Here is an 18,379-nt window from a genome sequence, read left to right on the forward strand (position 1 = left end):
AAAGGCCCCGAAAAGGGGCCGACCAAGGGAGGAAGACCATGAAACTGAATACACTGATGGCCACCGTGGCACTTGCCGCGCTCGGCACCGCCGCCACTGCGCAGGACACCACCGAACTGCGCATGATGTGGTATTCGGACGGGATCGAGGGCGAGGTCATGCAAGACCTGCTCGACCGCTTCGAGGAAGAGAACCCCGACATCGACGTGGTGCTCGACAATGTAGCCTATCAGGTCATTCAGGAGCAGCTGCCGATCCAGTTGGCTTCCGGTCAAGGCCCCGACATCGCACGCGTCACGAACCTGAAAGAGCAGGCGCAGCACTGGTTGGACCTGTCCGATTACGTGGAAGACGCCGCTTATTGGGAAGAGAACTTCGGCAATCGCTTTGACTGGATGCGCGAAGACGGATCCGACGCGATCCCCGGTTTCCTGACGCAGCTGACCATGGTTGGAGGCTACGCCAACAAGACCCTGTTCGAACAGGCGGGCGTCGAAATGCCCGGCGACGATGCAACGTGGGATGACTGGGTGAACGCCGCCGATGAAGTGCGCCAAAGCCAAGGCACCGCCGCGGCCTTCGCCGTGGACCGCTCTGGCCACCGTATCTCTGGCCCGAACGCGTCTTTCGGGGCCAACTACATCGCAGAAGACGGCACGCCCGCGCCGGTCGATGACGGCACGATGGCTTTCGTCGAAAAGCTGGTGAACTGGACGAAAGAGGGCAAGCAGCTGCCCGAAGTCTGGGTGTCGGCCGCTGGCACGACCTATCGCTCTGGCGCGGATGACTTCATCAACGCGCAGATCCCGTTCCTCTACTCCGGCTCCTGGCAGGTGGCGAACCTGTCCACCAAGATCGGCGATGCCTTCGACTGGGTCGCCATCGGATCGCCCTGCGGCACGGCGGGCTGTTCGGGCCTTGCGGGCGGCGCGGCGCTGGTCGGCATCAAGTACACCGAGCACCCCGAAGAGGTGGCACGCGTGATGGACTTCCTCGCCTCTGAAGAAATCGTGCGCGAATTCTCCGAGCGTACACTGTTCCTTCCGGCCCACGCGGGCATCGTCGAAGCCGGCGGTCTGAATTTCCAGTCCGACGATCCGAACGTGCCCCCGGCGCTGGACCGTTTCGTGCAAGCCTCCGGTGAGACGCTGCCGCTGGCCGACCAGCTTCCCGCCTGGAAGTGGGCCAACGCCTACTACGGCGCGCTCGTGACCCGTGCCTCGCAAGCCATGGCCGACGAGATCACGCTGGAAGAAGCGCGGATGCTGATGGATCAGGACATCGCCGACGCGGTCGAGAACGCGTCGCAGTAAGCGCATATGTCCGCCATTGGAAAAACCTTGGGCAGCGTGGTCACGCTGCCCTTGATCTGGCTCGCGCGCGCCGTCGATTACCCCTTGCGGTGGTGGCAGCGCAAAACCGGGCAGGGCGGGATGGCGGCTGCCTTCCTTGCCCCCAACCTTGCGATCTTCGGCGTCTTCGTGCTGTTCCCGCTGGCGCTGAACTTCGTCTACTCGACCACGGCGGGCACCAACGTGCTGCTGTCGGACCGCACCTTCGTCGGCGCTGATCAATACGCACGGCTGCTGGCCTGCGAGGATTACACCCGCGCCATCACCTGCCGCGAAGACCTGTTCTGGCGTGCCGCTGGCAACACGTTCTTCTTCGTCATTCTACAGGTCACGATGATGGTCGTCGTCTCGACGATCACAGCGCTGATCCTGAACCGCAACATCGCCGGTCGCGGCTTTTTCCGCGCGGTCTTCTTCTTTCCAGTCCTACTGTCTCCGGTCGTCGTCGGCCTGATATGGCGGTGGATCCTGCAACGGCAGGGCCTGCTGAACCTGATCATGGTGAACCTTGGGCTGGACCCAGAGGTCTGGCTGAATGACCGCACCTACGCCTTCGCGGCCACCATAGGCGTGTCGGTCTGGGCGCATATGGGCTTTTACACGTTGATCCTGCTGGCCGGTCTGCAGGCGATCCCGCGCGATCTGTACGAGGCGGCTGAGATGGACGGCACGCCGCCGGGCCGCGTCTTTTGGCGCATCACGCTGCCGCTTCTGGGGCCGAACCTTGCGGTGGTGCTGGTGCTGTCGCTGATCAAGGGCGTGCAGATCTTTGATGAGGTCTACGTTCTGACTGGCGGCGGGCCGGGCACCTCGACCCTGTATCTCACGCAATATATCTACGAAGTCGGCTTCGCCTCGATCCTGCGCAATCCGGGGCTGGCGGCGGCGGCGTCGATCCTGATGGGGCTGGTGCTGGTGGTTCTGACACTGGTGCAGCTGTGGCTGTCGCGCCGATCCGAAGGCAAGGGGAGGCGTGACGCATGAGCCACGTGTCGCAATTCCTTTTCCGCCGCCGGGGCCACAGCAATCGCTGGCATTGGACCGATGTGGTCACGTGGCTGTGGCTGATCGGCGGCACGATCCTGATGTTCGGGCCGGCGCTGTGGCTGGTGTCGTCGTCCTTCAAAGGGCCCGCCGAACTGGCCGAGTTCCCACCCACGCTGCTGCCCTACCAACAGATCACGATTGCCGTGGACGGCTACGACGACCCGCTGCCCCTCTACACGGTTCAGACCGAGGACGGCGGCACCCGGCGGCTGGCCGAGATCCGTCGGATCGGCACCAATGCTCAGATGGTCGACCCTGATGCGCCGGACGAGCGCATCGACGTCAACATCGCCGACCGCACCCCGGTCCGCGAGATTGGGCTGGCGACCGAAAACTACATCGAACCCTTGCTCGCAAACGACTTCCTGCGCTTTTTATGGAACTCGGTCTTCGTCACCACGATGGCGACGATCATCACGCTGCTGACCAATTCCATGGCCGCCTTCGCCCTGTCTAAATACCAGTTCCGGGGCCGGGATGCCGTGATGCTGATCATCGTCGCCACACTGATGGTGCCGTTGTCGGTCATCCTTGTGCCGCTGTATTCGGTCGTGAACGCGACCGGGCTGCTGAACTCACTTTGGGGCGTCATCCTGCCCACGGTCGCCACGCCCACGGGCGTCTTCTTGCTGCGCCAGTACATGTTGACGATCCCCGACGAATTGCTGGAAGCCGCACGGATGGACCACGCGAGCGAGTGGCAGATCTACTGGCGTATCGTTCTGCCATTGGCCGCGCCCGCGCTGGCCGTGCTGGCGATCTTCTCGGTCGTCTGGCGCTGGAACGACTTCCTGTGGCCGCTGATCGTGCTGTCGCAGCGCGAGACCTATACGTTGCAGGTGGGCCTGAACACCTACGCGGGCGAATTGAACGTGCAGTGGCACTACATCCTTGCGATGACCGTGGTGACGATGATCCCGGTCGTCCTTGTCTTCGTCTTCCTGCAACGCTTCATCACCACCGGCATCGCCGGCGCTGGCATCAAGTAAGGGGCTGCGCATGGGCCGCATCACGCTATCGGACATCCGCAAGAGTTTCGCGGGCACAGAGGTCATCCACGGGGTGAACCTAGAGGTGAACGAGGGGGAGCTTGTCGTCTTCGTCGGCCCGTCCGGCTGCGGCAAGTCCACCCTGCTGCGCCTGATCGCCGGGTTGGACAAGCCGACCAGCGGAACCATCGCCATCGATGGGGTCGACGTGACGCGGCAGTCGGCGGCGAACCGGGGGCTGGCGATGGTGTTCCAGTCCTATGCTTTGTATCCGCACATGACCGTCCGCCAGAACCTGTCCTTCGGGTTGGAAAACACGCGGATGGACAAGGCCGAGGTCCGCAAGCGGGTCGATGACGCCGCGACCATGCTGGAGATCGACGAGTTGCTGGACCGTCGCCCCACGCAGCTGTCGGGCGGCCAACGCCAGCGCGTCGCCATCGGGCGGGCCATCGTGCGCGAGCCATCGGCCTTCCTGCTGGATGAGCCTCTGTCGAACCTGGATGCCGAATTGCGTGTGACGATGCGGGCCGAGCTGGCACAACTGCACGCGCGGCTGGGGACCACGATGATCTACGTCACCCACGACCAGATCGAGGCGATGACATTGGCCGACCGCATCGTGGTGCTGCGCAAGGGCGTGATCGAGCAGGTGGACACCCCTCTGGGTCTGTATAACAGTCCCGCCAACCTGTTCGTCGCAGGCTTTATCGGTGCGCCCAACATGAACTTCTTCCAGTGTACCGCGACGGACGGCAAAGCGACCCTGCCGGGCGGATTGCACGTGGACGTGCCATCGGACGGTGCTGTGACGGTCGGCATCCGGCCCCAGCACCTGCGGTTGGCGCAAGAGGGCGAAGTGGCCATCGCAGGCACGGTGACGCTGGTGGAATCGCTGGGAGCGGAGACGGTGGTTCACGCTAAGGCCGAAGACGGGACGGTCATGGTCACGGTGCTCGACGGCCAGCCGGGTGTGAAGCTGGGCGATCCGGTGCGCGTGGCGCTGGATCACGCTCAGGTGCATCTGTTCGATGCGGATGGTCAGCGGATCAACTGACCGGTCAGGAACTGAAGCACGGCGGCGCGCATAGCGGGCGTTTCCTCGTGCCCGTGGTTCGGCTCCACGGTCACGGACAGGGCGGTGGGCGCATCGGCATAGCCTTCTGCCACATCCCCGAGCGCGATGCCCCTTGAGTCGTCGGGTGTCAGCGGGTCGAGCGCGCCCAACCCGATGAGCTGCGGACGCGGCGCGATCATCCCGGCGATCTGGCCGTTGCGGGCCAAGGTGGGCAGGCCGGGAATCGTCAGGTAAGGCCCATGCAGATCATGCGCGCCACTGGCCATTAACGCGTCCAAGTCGGCGAGGCAGCACAGCTGGACTACGGCGGAGACACGCGTGTCTACGCCCGCCAGCCAATAGCCCAACGTCGCCCCCATCGATATTCCGTAGATGGCGACCGACCCGAAGCGCGCATCGCTTTCCAGCCAGTCCAGTTGTGACGACAGCTCGCCCAGCATCCGCCCGGCCAGCGAGCCGCCACGCCACAGCGCGGCCTTCGCGGCGGCGTTTTCCTTTTCATGCTGGCGGGTGCCGAAACACGGCAGGTCGATACAGACAGAAGCGATGCCAAGCTGCGAGAGAGCAGGGCCAAGCGGCGCGGGGCTGGCGGGGCGGCCTTGGGTCAGTTCCCGCGCGCCGAGGTCGTAGCGGTTCCCATGGGCGTGGATCATCAGGACGGTGGGCCAGGGCGGCGGGGTGTCGGGTGTCACCAGCACGCCGCCGACCACGTCGCCATTCGCAGCGGCGAAGCTCAGCCGCCCGGCATCCTCGGACACAAAACGCAGTGGATGGCGGCCGATTTCGAACCGATCCGCCAGTCGCTGTCGCATCAGCCCTGCAGAGCCTTCAGCGCCGCGCGAAGGTCGATCGCGCCGTCATAGAGCGCCCGGCCAGAGATCGCGCCCGCGATGACGCCAGTGTCGCGCAGGGCCAGCAGGTCATCCATCGACGACACGCCGCCCGATGCGATCACCGGAATGTCCACCGCGCGGGCCAGGGCCCCGGTCGCCGGGATGTTCGGGCCCGCCATCGCGCCATCGCGGTCGATGTCGGTATAGATGATCGCCGCGACGCCTGCGTCTTCGAACTGGCGAGCGAGGTCCGTCACCATCACGTCGGTCTCTTCGGCCCAGCCGCGGGTTGCAACACGGCCGTTGCGCGCATCCAGACCCACCGCCACTTTGCCGGGAAACGCCCTTGCGGCCTGCCGCACAAGATCGGGGTCTTCCACGGCGACGGTGCCAAGGATGACCCGCGCCAGCCCTTTGTCCAACCACGACTCGATGGTAGCCATATCGCGGATACCGCCGCCCAATTGGCAGGGCACGTCCACGCGGGACAGGATCGCCTCGACCGCCTCGGCGTTCACGGGACGCCCGGCGAAGGCGCCGTTCAGGTCCACCAGATGCACCCAGGCGCAGCCAGCGTCGACGAAGGTGGCCGCCTGTGCGGCGGGGTCGTCCCCGAACACTGTCGCGGCCTCCATGTCGCCTTTCAACAGGCGCACGCATTGGCCGTCCTTCAGGTCGATGGCGGGATACAGGATCATTGGCGGGACTCCGGTTCTGAACGCTGCCGCTTGTGGCACCGTGCCGCGTTACTTGGCAAGCCGACCTCACGTCACTCTGGACAACGCACGCGGCCCCGGCACGATGAAGATACATCTTTGGGAGGAGACCCACATGAAACGTATCGTTCTTTCCGCCATCGCGGTTCTTGGAATGGCCGGAATGGCCAGCGCCGACCCGATCGAGGGCACATGGCAGACCCAGCCGGATGACGGCCGCGTCGGTCACATCCAGATCGCCCCCTGCGGTGGCGGATATTGCGGCACGCTCGTCCGCTCGTTCGACACGTCGGGCGCGGTCGTGCAGACCGGTAACGAAGGCAGTCAGATCGTGCGCCAGATGTCGCCGACGGGCGGTGGCAACTACACCGGCAAGGTGTTCCGCCCCTCGAACGGCAAGGTCTACAACGGCAAGGCGGCGGTGTCGGGCAACTCGATGAAGCTCTCGGGCTGTGTCGCGGGCGGTTTGTTGTGCTCGTCGCAGACCTGGCAGCGCGTTAATTAAGGGAACGCTGCTCGACAATCTTCGTTGGTCCTTCGAAATTCAATCGGAGGACCGACACATGCCGATCGTGCAAACGACCGACAAGACTGAACTTTTCGTCAAGGACTGGGGCGAGGGCCGCCCCGTCGTATTGATTCACGGCTGGCCGCTGAACGCCGACAGTTGGGAGCATCAGGCCCTGGCGTTGGTCGATGCAGGCTTTCGCGCCGTGTCCTACGACCGCCGCGGCTTCGGTCGGTCCGGCCAACCCTTTGGCGGCTACACCTACGACTGCATGGCCGACGATCTGGCCAGTGTGATGGATGCGCTCGACCTGCGCGACGCGACGATTGCCGGTTTCTCCATGGGAGGCGGAGAGGTCGCGCGCTATGTAAGCCGTCACGGGACCGCCAAGCTGCGCTCGGCGGCGCTGATTTCGTCCATCGCGCCCTTCATGAAGAAAACGAAGGACAATCCAGACGGCGTGGACGAGAGCGTCTTCACGGATATGAAGGATGGCGTACGCAAGGATCGCCCGCAGTTTCTGGCTGACTTCTTCCCCGGCTTTTACGGAAATGACACCGATGCCGGTGGCGTCAGCCAAGCTGTGCTGCAGTGGACGTGGAACATGGCGATGATGGCCAGCCCGAAGGCGACGCTCGACTGCATCGACGCCTTCGGCCACACCGATCTGCGCCCGGATATGGAGAAGTTCGATATCCCCACGCTGGTCGTTCACGGCACCGGCGATCAGGTGGTGCCCATCGACACCTCTGGACGGGCCGCCGCCAAGGCGATCAAGAAATCCACGCTGAAGGAATACGATGGCGCGCCGCACGGGTTGACCGCGACCCATGCCGAACAGTTGAACCGCGACTTGGTCGACTTCCTGAAAGGCTGACCTTTCACTGCGCCTCCCGCCCGCTTAAGTGACGGGCGGGAGGCAGTCACATGCAACGGATCGATCTGGGCGCGCGGCCCGACTGGAAAGAAAAGGCAGAGGCCGCGGGCTTCACCTTTCACCACATGGACGGCGCCCAGTACTGGGACGAATCCAGCGCCTACGCCTTCACGCTGGAACAGATCGAGCGGGATCTTGAAGCTCCGGCGGAAGAGTTGCACGCCATGTGCCGCGAGGCGGTCGCGAAGATCGTTTTGTGCGAAGACCTGCTGACCCGTCTGTGCATCCCACGCGCGCATTGGGATCTGGTGGAGCGGTCTTGGGCGAACGCCGACCCCGAATTGTACGGCCGGATGGACTTCGCCTACGGTGGCCCCAACCACGGCGACGGCAAAGCCAAGCTGCTGGAATACAACGCCGATACCCCGACCACCCTGTATGAGACCAGCGGCTTTCAGTGGCATTGGCTGGAGGACATGATCGCCGCCGGTCGCCTGCCCGAGGGCACAGACCAGTTCAACGGACTGCACGAGGCTCTGGCGGCGCGCTTCGCCGAGCTGTTCCCCCAAGGCACCGATATCCACTTCGCGGCCTTCGAGGATGCCGTGGAAGATTACGCCACCGCCGAGACCATCGGCTGGGCCGCGCGAGAAGGCGGAATGGGCGCGCATTTCACCGACATCCGCAAGATCGGCGTGACCGAAGCGGGGCAGTTCGCCGACAGCGACGACCGGGTGATCGGCACACTCTTCAAGCTGTATCCGTGGGAAGACATGCTGCGCGACGATTTCGCGGATGCGATCCAAGAGGCGCAGTGCCAGTTCCTGGAGCCGGCGTGGAAGGCCGTCGTATCGAACAAAGGTATCCTGCCCGTACTGTGGGAGATGTTTCCCGACCACCCCAACCTGCTGCCCGCCGTCTTCGCCGATCAGAACGCCGACGCGCTGGGGCCGAACGTGGTCGAAAAACCGATTTTCAGCAGAGAGGGTGCTGGCGTTCGTATTCGGGCGGAGGGCGCGAACGAGGCCTCTAGCGACACGTCCTACGATGCACACCCCCGCATCCTGCAACAATACGCCCCGTTGCCGACCTTCGGCGACGACAATACGGTAACGGGAGTCTGGATGGTCGGGTCAGAGGCGCATGGCCTGGGCTTGCGCGAAGACCGCTCGCTTATCACGCAAGATACCAGCCGTTTTCGTCCGCACTACATCGAAGCCTAAGAGGATCAGCCAATGACCACCCGTAAACGCTCCCGCACCGCCCGCGTGGTTCTTCTGGGCTCTGCCGCCTTCGGTCTGGCCGCCTGTCAGCCCGAGGAACGGGTCGAGGCCGAAGTCTTCCCGACGGTCGAGGAATGCCAGGCCGTCGCCGGTCTGGGCGACAACGACTTCACCGCAGAAGACTGCGCGCAGGGCTTTGCCGAAGCGGAAGCGGTCCACCGTGAAAGTGCACCGCGCTACGCGGATCAGGACGTCTGCGAAGAGCAGCACGGCGGCGAATGCATCGTCGAGCAACGCACTGACGGCACATCCATCTTCCTGCCGCTGCTGGCGGGCTACATGATCGGCAACATGCTGGGCGGGCGCGGCATGGCTGCGCAGCCCTTGTATCGCACTGGAGCGGGCAACTACTCGACACCGGGCGGACGCACCACGCTGTCGGGCCTGCGCGGATCGACCCAAGTGCGCCCCGCATCCTTCGCCGCCAACCCCTCTACCCGCACGGCAGCCCCGTTATCGCGCCAAGCGGTGCAATCGCGTGGCGGCTTCGGCGCGTCTCGAACGGGGGGCGGTTTTGGGTCGCGCTCGTTCGGGGGCTGAACACGTCAGGATTGCACGACAAAGTCATGTATCAACCTTTGAAACGGCGCGGACCGGGAAGAAACCCTGCTTCGTGACATCAAGTTAGAAGTTGAGATGAAAAGACTTTTGTTGGCTGCGGGCCTTCTATCGGGCTGCGTGGCGACGCCTGAAGAAACTGGATCAATCGAGGTGCGGATGCTGCGCATAGCTTGCGTCGCTGGCGATATGTCGGCTTGTGCGGCGAACGAGCGTTTCGCGTTGCAGCGCGAACAGGCTGCGATGCTTCAGCCAAGCCCGGATTTCGCGGCACCGGTTCCGCAATACACGTTCCGCCAAGTGAACTAAGGTCGGCGCCTGAACCTGAAAAGCAAAAGCGCGGCGGGGTTCAATGACCGCGCCGCGCTTAAACTCCGTAGCGTCGTATGCTCTGCAGTAGAGCCCGCAGGCGATGCCCCTACATGAACCCCAGTTCAAGCCGCGCTTCGTCGGACATCATGTCCATGCCCCATGGCGGCTCCCACACCAGATCGACGTCCACTTGCTTGACGCCGGGCACAGAAGACACGGCGTCTGCGACCCAACCGGGCATCTCTCCGGCGACGGGGCAGCCGGGGGCGGTCAGGGTCATGATGACCTTCACGGCGTTCTCGTCGTCGATCAGGATCGTGTAGACGAGGCCGAGATCGAAGATATTCACCGGGATTTCCGGGTCGTAGACGGAACGGCAGGCTTCGACCACGTCCACATGCAGGGCGTGGTCGGTCGAGGAGGGCTGGATCAGCGGTGTGCCTTCCAGTTGTTCGGTCTGGGACATGGGGTTTCCTGTCGGTAAGTCTGACGGAATAGATAGGGATTCCGGCGCGCAGGGTCCAGTGGGCGATCAGGCGCGGGTCAGATCGTCCATGCCGACGCGGGCGAGCATCTTGATGCCGTCTTCGCGTTCCTTGGCCTGAACCTCTTTCACGACGGCTTCCAGCATGTCGTATTGTGCCTGATAGGTCTTGTTCGGATCGTCCACGCGGAACCGGAATTCCATCGTGATCCCGAACGCGTCTTGGGAATAGGCAACGGCGGCGTTGTCAACGCTTTCGACGACATCTTCGTTCTCGCCACACAGGCGGTCGAAGATTTCCTGCACCGCGTCGATATCCACGTCCTGTTCGAAGGTGATCGGCACGCGGCACACCATAGAGCCGGTGACCATCGACCAATTCTCGAACTCGTCGCCCACGAACTTGCTGACCGGCACGATCATGCGGTTGTCTGTCCATGTCTTCAGCTGAATGTAGGTGAAGTGGATGCGCTCGACGGTGCAGTAGCGCCCGTCATAGATCACACGGTCCCCGATCCGGGCCGAACGGTTCAGCGCGATCTGCAAGGACGCCAAGATATTGCCCAGCACATGCCGCGCGGCAAAGCCAAGGATCAGGGTCAGCGCACCGGCAGAGGCAAGAAGCGAAAAGCCCAGACTGCGGAACACGTTGGCCGAGGCCAGCACGATGCCCAGACCCACGATCACGCCGATCACCATCACAAACCGTCGACCGGCGGTCATCAGGGTCGCGTAGTTGCGAATGGTCGAATTCTCTGGATCGGCAAGCTTGTCGCTGTCCAGCGTCACCACACGGTCAAGAGCGGTGTCCAGCAGCGATAGCGAGAACATCAGGAACGCCACGACGTAGCCGATCAGCGTCAGCGGCGTCAGTACGGCGGCTAATCCGCCAGAAACATTGAAGATCTTCAGCGCCACCAATAGCACGACCGTCGTGGTGAACACGATGATCAGCGGCCAGCGCAAGGCTTTCAGCGCGATCGTGGACCAATAGCCCTTGGCCCGACGCGACAGACGTTGGAACACGTCATAGGTCAGTCGGGCGGTGATCCATGCCAGCAACAGCGTCAGCGGCAGACCGAACAACTCGAACGCGCGCAGCCCCACCAGGGTCTCCATCTTCGTCCATTCGGGCAGGGCGCGTTCCATGCGGGTCGGGCCGTAGCGCTGATACAGTTCAGGCACGCGCTGCACCGTGCGGTTCGAAAACACCCAGACCGGATCGCCGCCGTTCGGCCGCACCCTGTTCAGACGGATTGCCGCTTCCCGTCCGTTGATGCTCAGCACGCCAAGGATCAGGGAGCGGCGCGGCTGACCTGCCATCGCGGCCGAATCGGGTGCGCGGCTGTCCACGCCATCGGGCCGTTCCAGCAGCATGGACCACGACAGGATCGCCCGGCGTTCCAGAACCGAGTGAAGTTGCATGGCCAGCACCGGCCCGCGCAGGGCCTGATCTTCAGGTGGCACCGACGTCAGGTCCAGCAGATGCGCCGCGGCATCCAGATCGCCATCGTCCACAAGGTCCAGAAAGCTTTCGACAGCACCTTGCGGCGTGTCGCGCAACACGTAGTCGGGCACCGGTGCGAGACCCGCATTCAGAGTCTCTACCGGGAACCACGTGCCCGGCGGCTCGATTCCGTCACCTTCTTGCGCGATGACGGGCAGGGCTGGCAGGCACAGGATCGCCAGAAGAAGCAGGAAACGTCTCATGGCGAGCTATATGGCGCGACGCGGTCCGAAGTCGCGTGGAATCAGACGCTGGACTTCTTTAAGCGGGTCGAGCGGCGGGCCGGAGCAGGGCGCACGCGCTTTTCGATCATCTCGTAAAGCGCGCCGGTGATGTTCTTGCCGCTGGCCGTCTCCGCCCCCTCCAGACCGGGAGAGGAGTTGACCTCTAGCACCTTCGGCCCATCGTCCGAGCGCAGCAGGTCGACGCCCGCCAGCCCCAGCCCAAAAGCTTTTGCGGCGCGGATCGCGGTGTCGCGCTCTGTCTTGGTGATCTTCACCGCAGAAGCCGATCCCCCCATGTGCAGATTCGAGCGGAACTCTCCCGCCGCCGCCGTGCGCTTGATCGCGGCCTCGACCCGGCCGCCCATGACGATGCAGCGAATGTCTTCGCCGTTCGCTTCCTTGACGAACTGCTGAACAAGGAAGTTGGCCTTGAGGCCCCGGAAAGCGGAAATGACGGATTCGGCGGCCTTCTTCGTCTCCGCCAGCACGACGCCCTTGCCCTGGCTGGATTCCAGCAGTTTCACGATCAGCGGTGTTGTGCCCACGATGTTCATCAGGTTGGCGGTATCCTTCGGAGATGAGGCGAAGGCCGTGACCGGCATCCCGATCTTCTGGCGCGCCAAGACCTGATGCGCGTGCAGCTTGTCGCGGCTGGACGTGATCCCGGCGCTGGAGTTCAGAACGTAGGTGCCGATGGTCTCGAACTGGCGGACGATGGCGGTGCCGTAGGGCGTGATCGACGCGCCGATGCGCGGGATAACCGCGTCATACCGGGGCAGGCGCTTGCCGTCGTAGTGAATGTCGGGCGCCATGGCGTTCAGCGTCATGTAGCAGCGCGTCGTGTCGATCACCTCGACGGTGTGTCCGCGCTTCTCGCCTTCGGCCACGAGGCGGCGGGTGGAGTAGGTGTCGGGCTCTCGGCTGAGAACAGCGATACGCAGGGCGCGGTCGGGCGCGATCTCTTTTACCTTGGCAGAGGTGTAGACGTCGTAATCCAACTTGGGCTGGCAGAAGCTTTCCTGCGGCGTGACGACGGCATCCTCCGGGATTGCCTGACGTCCGATCAGCATCCTATAGGCCATCGCGCCACGGTCCGTCAGCGTCAGCTCGATCGGCCACGTGCGGTCGGAAATCTGGAGCGTCGTCTGGATGACATACCGCAGCTCTGCCTCGCCGTTGGACGATGTGACTTCACGGCGATCCACGACCGGGGCCGAGCAGGCGATAGCCATCTCCGGCCGGGCGGGATCCGGGTACATCAGGAAACGCACGCGTGGGGCAGAGGCCGGGCCGAAGGGCTCGATCTCGAACGCGTGCAGGGCAGAGGTGCGCGCACCGGTATCGACCTTTGCCTTCAGGGCGGGCAATCCCAGATCGGGCAAGGACAGCCATTCTTCCCAACCAAGACGCAGCGGTTCCGACATGGTGACGTTCCTTCCAGTGACGTGCCGCTTATGTGGCCTGACCCGTCCGGTCGGCAAGCGACGATTGCCCGTTGGGTCCGCTGCGCGTAAGGCACGCGGAACACGCGCATCGACGCGGTCGACATGAGTATTTGGGAAAACAAAGAAGGCGGAGCGGTAAGTGACGGAACGGTTTTCCTTCGAACTCGGGGCGACGGACGGGGCGGCGCGCACGGGTGTGATTCACACCCCGCGCGGCGACATCCGCACGCCCGCCTTCATGCCGGTGGGAACGGCGGCGACCGTCAAGGCGATGCTGCCCGAAAGCGTGGCGGCGACGGGCGCCGATATCTTGCTGGGCAACACCTACCACCTGATGCTGCGACCGGGGGCCGAGCGCGTGGCGCGTCTGGGCGGTCTGCACCGGTTCATGAATTGGTCGGGGCCGATCCTGACGGATTCGGGCGGCTTCCAGGTGATGAGCCTGGCCGATCTGCGCAAGTTGACCGAAGACGGGGTGACGTTCCGGTCCCACGTGGATGGCTCGAAGCATTTCCTGTCGCCAGAAACCTCGATGGCGATCCAGCGCGATCTGGGGTCTGATATCGTGATGGCCTTCGACGAATGCCCCGCACTGCCCGCCAACCGCGACCGGATCGAGGAGTCCATGCGCCTGTCGATGCGGTGGGCGCGGCGGTCGCGCGATGCCTTCGGGGACCGGCCCGGCCACGCGCTGTTCGGCATCATGCAGGGCGGGCTGGAGCGTGACCTGCGCGAGGAGTCGGCCGCCGCGCTGCGGAGCATCGGGTTCGAAGGCTACGCCATCGGGGGGCTGGCCGTGGGTGAGGGGCAGGCGGCCATGTTCGACTGTCTGGACTACGCGCCGGGTCTGCTGCCGGATGACGCGCCGCGCTACCTGATGGGCGTGGGCAAGCCCGACGACATCGTGGGCGCGGTGAAGCGCGGGGTGGACATGATGGACTGCGTGCTGCCGTCACGCTCTGGCCGCACGGGGCAGGCCTGGACGCGGCGTGGGCAGGTCAATCTGAAGAACGCCCGCCACGCCGACGACCCGCGCCCGCTGGACGAAGACTGCACCTGCCCGGCCTGTCGGGGCTATTCGCGCGCCTACCTGCACCACGTGTACCGCGCGGGGGAGATGATCGCGGGGATGCTGCTGACCTGGCACAACCTGCACTATTACCAGCAGATCATGGCCGGGATGCGGGGCGCCATCGCAGACGGCACATTTGCCGCGTGGGAGTCCGACTTCCATAGCCTGCGCGAGGTGGGCGATATAGACCGGCTGTAGCCGCTTGAAGGAGAGACCATGCGCATTCTGATCCTGGCCTGCCTGTGTGCATCGCCCGCTGTCACCGATAGCCTGTGCGGCGAGACGGACGCCGCGCGTCTCAACGCAGTGTTGGCGGGAGAGTGGGATCGAGAGGCGCATATTCAGCTGGAAAGCGAGACGCTGTCGATTCTGCGCCAGACCGCGCCAGAGATCGTCACGCTGGGCGCCGACGGCACCCTGCAGACCGCTTTTATCGACGACCAGATCGGCAGTTCGCTGCCCTTAATGCTGGCGCATGACACGCCGTACGACGTAGACGCGGTGGACGACATGCTCGACACCACTGAAACGCCGGAGTTCGCCGATATTCTGTCCGACACGCCCTGCGGGCCTGAAGATCTGCCGCAACTGCAAGGCATGCTGCCCGAAACCGAAGGCATGTCCGTCGCCGGAACCATTACACTCATCCCCTATTTCGATGACCGTATCCTTGAGATCACCGAGCTTGAGTTGAAATCAGAGGGCGCGCTGATCTTCATGACGGCCACGGCGCTGTTGACCCCGGCGCGCTGACGGACCTTGTGCCGCGCCGCAGCGTTGCCGATGCACCCCTTGCAAACGGAGCGCATGATGAGACTTCCCCTGATCGACCCGACCACCCTGAGCGGATCGCAACGCGATCTGTATGAGGACATGAAAGAGGGCATCGAAAGCGGCTTTAACTCGTTTCGCGCGATCAATGACGATGGTGCGCTGATCGGCCCGTGGAACCCGATGCTGCGCTATCCGCGTCTGGGTGGGCCGACATGGGAGTTGATCAAGGCGATCAGCAACGACTCGCAACTGCCGGCAAACGTCCGCGAGATCGCTATCCTCGTGACCGGCACTCACTACGATGCGGCGTACGAGCTCTACGCCCACGTCGCCGCTGCCGAAAGCAAGGGCATGGATCCCGATTGCGTGGCCTCTATCGTTGCGGGCACGCGGCCCGACAGCCTGAGCAAGGAAGAGCGCGTCGCCTACGATACGGCGCATGCCCTGAACGAAAGTCGCCTGTTGCCGCGCCCCGTCTATGATCGCGCGGTCGAGGCATTCGGCGATGAAGGTGCGGCAGAGCTGATCTATCTGATCGGTCTCTATTGCATGGTTTCTGTCATGCTGAATGGATTCAACGTGCAGGTGCCAGACTACGCGACCTGACACCCATCGCGCCGCACCAAACCCGGATCGGTGCGGCGCGCCCCGCACAAAGGGGTATGAGGAGAGTGGCAGGCGCTTGCGTCCGCGCGCCCTAGCCCCCACATCTGGTGCCATGACCGGAGGGCCCTTCGCGTTGCCGCAAAGCGGGACGTGGCCGCCCTTGCCAAGAAGGACAAAAGATGACCGAGCATACCTATCCCGTCCTGCCGCTGCGCGACATTGTCGTGTTTCCGCACATGATCGTGCCGCTCTTCGTCGGCCGCGAGAAATCCGTCCGCGCCCTCGAAGACGTGATGGCTGATGACAAGCAGATCCTGCTGGCCGCGCAGGTCGATCCCGGCGTGGACGATCCCGATGCCGACGGCATTTACCGCACCGGCGTTCTGGCCAACGTGCTGCAACTGCTCAAGCTGCCCGACGGCACCGTGAAGGTGCTGGTCGAGGGTCGCGTGCGCGTGAAGATCGCCGAGTACCTGGAAAACGACCGCTTCTTCGAGGCGCGCGCCGAAGAACTGTCCGAAACGCAGGGCGACGAAGACACCGTGGCCGCGTTGCTGCGCTCTGTCTCTGAAGAGTTCGAGCGTTACGCCAAGGTCAAGAAGAACATCCCCGAGGAGGCGCTGGTCGCCGTGGGTGAGACGACCGATCCCGCCAAGCTGGCCGACCTTGTGGCCGGGCACTTGGGCAATGACGTGGCGCAAAAGCAGGAACTGCTGGAAACGCTGACCGTCGCCGAGCGGTTGGAGAAGGTCTACGGCCTGATGCAGGGCGAAGTGTCGGTCCTGCAGGTCGAGAAGAAGATCAAGACCCGCGTGAAGTCCCAGATGGAGCGGACGCAGCGCGAGTATTATCTGAACGAGCAGATGAAGGCGATCCAAAAGGAGCTGGGCGACGGCGAAGAAGGTGCCGGCGAACTGGCCGAGCTGGAGGAGCGCATCGCCGAGACCAAGCTGTCGAAAGAGGCCCGCGAGAAGGCGGAGGCCGAATTCAAGAAGCTGAAGTCCATGTCTCCGATGTCCGCCGAATCCTCGGTCGTGCGAAACTATCTGGATTGGATGCTGTCGATCCCGTGGGGCACCAAGTCGCGCGTGAAGAAGGATCTTGGCCGCGCCCAGAAGGTGCTGGATGACGATCACTACTCCTTGGAAAAGGTGAAAGAACGGATCGTCGAATATCTGGCCGTGCAGCAACGCTCGTCCAAGCTGAAGGGGCCGATCATGTGCCTCGTCGGTCCTCCGGGTGTGGGTAAGACATCGTTGGGCAAGTCGGTCGCGAAAGCCACGGGGCGTGAGTTCATCCGCATCTCGCTGGGTGGCGTGCGCGACGAATCCGAGATTCGCGGCCACCGCCGGACCTACATCGGCTCCATGCCCGGCAAGATCATCCAGGCGCTGAAGAAGGCCAAGACGACGAATCCGCTGATCCTGCTCGATGAGATCGACAAGATGGGCCAGGATTTCCGGGGCGATCCCGCGTCGGCCATGCTGGAGGTCTTGGACCCCGAGCAGAACGGCAGCTTCGTCGATCACTACCTCGAGGTCGAATACGACCTGTCAAACGTGATGTTCCTGACCACCGCGAACTCCTACAACATGCCGGGCCCGCTTCTGGACCGGATGGAGATTATTCCGCTGGCTGGCTACACCGAGGATGAGAAGGCAGAGATCGCAAAGCGTCACCTGATCGCCAAGCAGGTCAAGAACCACGGCCTGAAGAAGGGCGAGTTCGAGATCACAGACGAGGCGCTGATGCAGGTCATCCGCACCTACACCCGTGAGGCGGGCGTGCGGAACCTGGAACGTGAGCTGGCGAAATTGGCCCGCAAGGCGACGACGCAGATCGTTAAGAAAGAGGTTGAGAAGGTCGTCGTAACGCCTGAAAATCTTTCGGATTTCCTTGGCGTCCAAAAGCACCGCTACGGTCTGGCCGAGGAAGAGGATCAGATCGGTGTCGTGACCGGCTTGGCTTATACCTCCGTCGGGGGAGAGCTTCTGCAGATCGAAGCGCTGCGCCTGCCGGGCAAGGGCCGGATGAAGACGACCGGCAAGCTGGGCGATGTGATGAAGGAATCGATCGACGCGGCCTCCAGCTTCGTACGCTCGATCTCTCCGCGTATCGGTGTGAAGCCGCCGAAGTTCGACGCGCTGGATATCCACGTCCACGTGCCGGATGGTGCGACGCCCAAGGACGGGCCAAGTGCCGGTTTGGCCATGGTCACGGCCATCGTGTCGGTGCTGACGCAGATCCCCGTGCGCAAGGACATCGCCATGACGGGTGAGGTTACGCTGCGGGGCAACGCGTCGGCCATCGGCGGTCTGAAAGAGAAACTGCTCGCGGCCCTGCGTGGTGGCATCAAAACGGTGCTGATCCCGAAGGAAAACGAGAAGGATCTGGCCGACATCCCGGACAACGTGAAAGAGGGGCTGACGATCATTCCCGTCACTCACGTGAACGAGGTGCTGGAACACGCGCTGGTCCGCACGCCAGAGGCCGTCGAATGGGACGAGGCGGCACAGGAAGCCGCCGACGCCGAACGCGCGGCGCGGGCTGCGGCGGCACAGGGCGCGGCGCAGGTCACACACTAAGCAAATCAAAGAGGCGCGGGGGAAACCTCGCGCCTTTTTTCGGTGCGCACCGAATGCGGCATCGCTCGCCTGCCTTCATTTCGCCGCAAAGTCGGGGCAGGATGTGTCTAACCTTTCTGAAGGATTTGT

General features: G+C 63.7%; 18 protein-coding genes. 13 read left to right on the forward strand and 5 right to left on the reverse strand.

What is annotated here, in order from left to right; translation table 11 throughout:
- Positions 1–38: 38 nt before the first annotated feature.
- From FIU81_RS06235 to FIU81_RS06250, 4 genes are read left to right on the forward strand one after another with little or no spacing between them, the layout of a single operon-like run.
- Positions 39–1,313 carry an ABC transporter substrate-binding protein gene (locus FIU81_RS06235; protein WP_124112702.1) on the forward strand — a complete coding sequence of 425 codons (1,275 nt, stop codon included), beginning with the start codon at positions 39–41 and terminating at the stop codon, positions 1,311–1,313.
- Positions 1,314–1,319: 6 nt separating this feature from the next.
- On the forward strand, positions 1,320–2,336 hold the full coding sequence (locus tag FIU81_RS06240) for a carbohydrate ABC transporter permease (protein ID WP_124112703.1): 1,017 nt from the start codon (positions 1,320–1,322) through the stop codon (positions 2,334–2,336).
- Complete coding sequence (locus tag FIU81_RS06245; protein WP_124112704.1) at positions 2,333–3,388, forward strand: carbohydrate ABC transporter permease; 1,056 nt, start codon at positions 2,333–2,335, stop codon at positions 3,386–3,388. The genes FIU81_RS06240 and FIU81_RS06245 overlap by 4 nt, the downstream gene beginning before the upstream one ends.
- A 10-nt stretch (positions 3,389–3,398) precedes the next feature.
- Positions 3,399–4,445, forward strand: coding sequence for an ABC transporter ATP-binding protein (locus FIU81_RS06250; protein WP_124112705.1), 1,047 nt, complete (start codon positions 3,399–3,401; stop codon positions 4,443–4,445).
- On the opposite strand, the gene FIU81_RS06255 is transcribed toward FIU81_RS06250, so the two are convergent.
- Positions 4,430–5,278 (reverse strand): alpha/beta hydrolase family protein, encoded by an 849-nt coding sequence (locus tag FIU81_RS06255; RefSeq protein ID WP_216644281.1) that lies wholly within the window; start codon positions 5,276–5,278, stop codon positions 4,430–4,432. The genes FIU81_RS06250 and FIU81_RS06255 overlap by 16 nt on opposite strands.
- On the reverse strand, positions 5,278–5,997 hold the full coding sequence (hisA, locus tag FIU81_RS06260; RefSeq protein WP_124112706.1) for a 1-(5-phosphoribosyl)-5-[(5-phosphoribosylamino)methylideneamino]imidazole-4-carboxamide isomerase: 720 nt from the start codon (positions 5,995–5,997) through the stop codon (positions 5,278–5,280). Before hisA ends, FIU81_RS06255 begins: the two co-directional genes overlap by 1 nt.
- Positions 5,998–6,130: 133 nt before the next feature.
- Between hisA and FIU81_RS06265 the strand changes: the two genes are divergently transcribed.
- The 5 genes from FIU81_RS06265 to FIU81_RS06285 all read left to right on the forward strand — a co-directional run bounded on the left by FIU81_RS06265 (position 6,131) and on the right by FIU81_RS06285 (position 9,550).
- Positions 6,131–6,520, forward strand: a complete 390-nt coding sequence (locus FIU81_RS06265) for a DUF2147 domain-containing protein (RefSeq protein WP_124112707.1) — start codon at positions 6,131–6,133, stop codon at positions 6,518–6,520.
- 58 nt (positions 6,521–6,578) lie between these two features.
- Entirely contained in the window at positions 6,579–7,400 is an 822-nt protein-coding gene (locus FIU81_RS06270; RefSeq protein ID WP_124112708.1) for an alpha/beta fold hydrolase, read from the forward strand.
- Between the two features lie 50 nt (positions 7,401–7,450).
- A complete protein-coding gene (locus tag FIU81_RS06275) occupies positions 7,451–8,623 on the forward strand; it encodes a glutathionylspermidine synthase family protein (RefSeq protein ID WP_124112709.1) in 1,173 nt (390 codons plus the stop codon).
- Between the two features lie 12 nt (positions 8,624–8,635).
- Positions 8,636–9,223 carry a DUF1190 domain-containing protein gene (locus FIU81_RS06280; protein WP_124112710.1) on the forward strand — a complete coding sequence of 196 codons (588 nt, stop codon included), beginning with the start codon at positions 8,636–8,638 and terminating at the stop codon, positions 9,221–9,223.
- 96 nt (positions 9,224–9,319) lie between these two features.
- Positions 9,320–9,550: a hypothetical protein gene (locus FIU81_RS06285; RefSeq protein WP_124112711.1), complete on the forward strand. Its 231-nt coding sequence runs from the start codon at positions 9,320–9,322 to the stop codon at positions 9,548–9,550.
- A 109-nt stretch (positions 9,551–9,659) separates the two neighbouring features.
- Here FIU81_RS06285 and FIU81_RS06290 read toward each other — a convergent pair whose 3' ends face one another.
- The 3 genes from FIU81_RS06290 to rimK form a co-directional block, all read right to left on the reverse strand.
- Positions 9,660–10,019 (reverse strand): SUF system Fe-S cluster assembly protein, encoded by a 360-nt coding sequence (locus tag FIU81_RS06290; RefSeq protein WP_124112712.1) that lies wholly within the window; start codon positions 10,017–10,019, stop codon positions 9,660–9,662.
- A 66-nt stretch (positions 10,020–10,085) separates the two neighbouring features.
- Positions 10,086–11,747 carry a mechanosensitive ion channel family protein gene (locus FIU81_RS06295; protein WP_124112713.1) on the reverse strand — a complete coding sequence of 554 codons (1,662 nt, stop codon included), beginning with the start codon at positions 11,745–11,747 and terminating at the stop codon, positions 10,086–10,088.
- A 41-nt stretch (positions 11,748–11,788) separates the two neighbouring features.
- Positions 11,789–13,192 carry a 30S ribosomal protein S6--L-glutamate ligase gene (gene rimK, locus FIU81_RS06300; protein ID WP_124112714.1) on the reverse strand — a complete coding sequence of 468 codons (1,404 nt, stop codon included), beginning with the start codon at positions 13,190–13,192 and terminating at the stop codon, positions 11,789–11,791.
- A 160-nt stretch (positions 13,193–13,352) separates the two neighbouring features.
- Between rimK and tgt the strand changes: the two genes are divergently transcribed.
- From tgt to lon, 4 genes are all read left to right on the forward strand, one after another.
- A complete protein-coding gene (tgt, locus tag FIU81_RS06305) occupies positions 13,353–14,483 on the forward strand; it encodes a tRNA guanosine(34) transglycosylase Tgt (protein ID WP_124112715.1) in 1,131 nt (376 codons plus the stop codon).
- A gap of 18 nt (positions 14,484–14,501) precedes the next feature.
- Entirely contained in the window at positions 14,502–15,038 is a 537-nt protein-coding gene (locus FIU81_RS06310) for a hypothetical protein (RefSeq protein ID WP_124112716.1), read from the forward strand.
- Positions 15,039–15,092: 54 nt separating this feature from the next.
- Positions 15,093–15,665 (forward strand): carboxymuconolactone decarboxylase family protein, encoded by a 573-nt coding sequence (locus FIU81_RS06315; RefSeq protein WP_216644282.1) that lies wholly within the window; start codon positions 15,093–15,095, stop codon positions 15,663–15,665.
- Between the two features lie 179 nt (positions 15,666–15,844).
- A complete protein-coding gene (gene lon / locus FIU81_RS06320) occupies positions 15,845–18,250 on the forward strand; it encodes an endopeptidase La (protein WP_124112718.1) in 2,406 nt (801 codons plus the stop codon).
- The last annotated feature ends 129 nt before the right edge of the window (positions 18,251–18,379 follow it).

The sequence above is a fragment of the Palleronia sp. THAF1 genome, from assembly GCF_009363795.1.
Taxonomy (GTDB): domain Bacteria; phylum Pseudomonadota; class Alphaproteobacteria; order Rhodobacterales; family Rhodobacteraceae; genus Palleronia.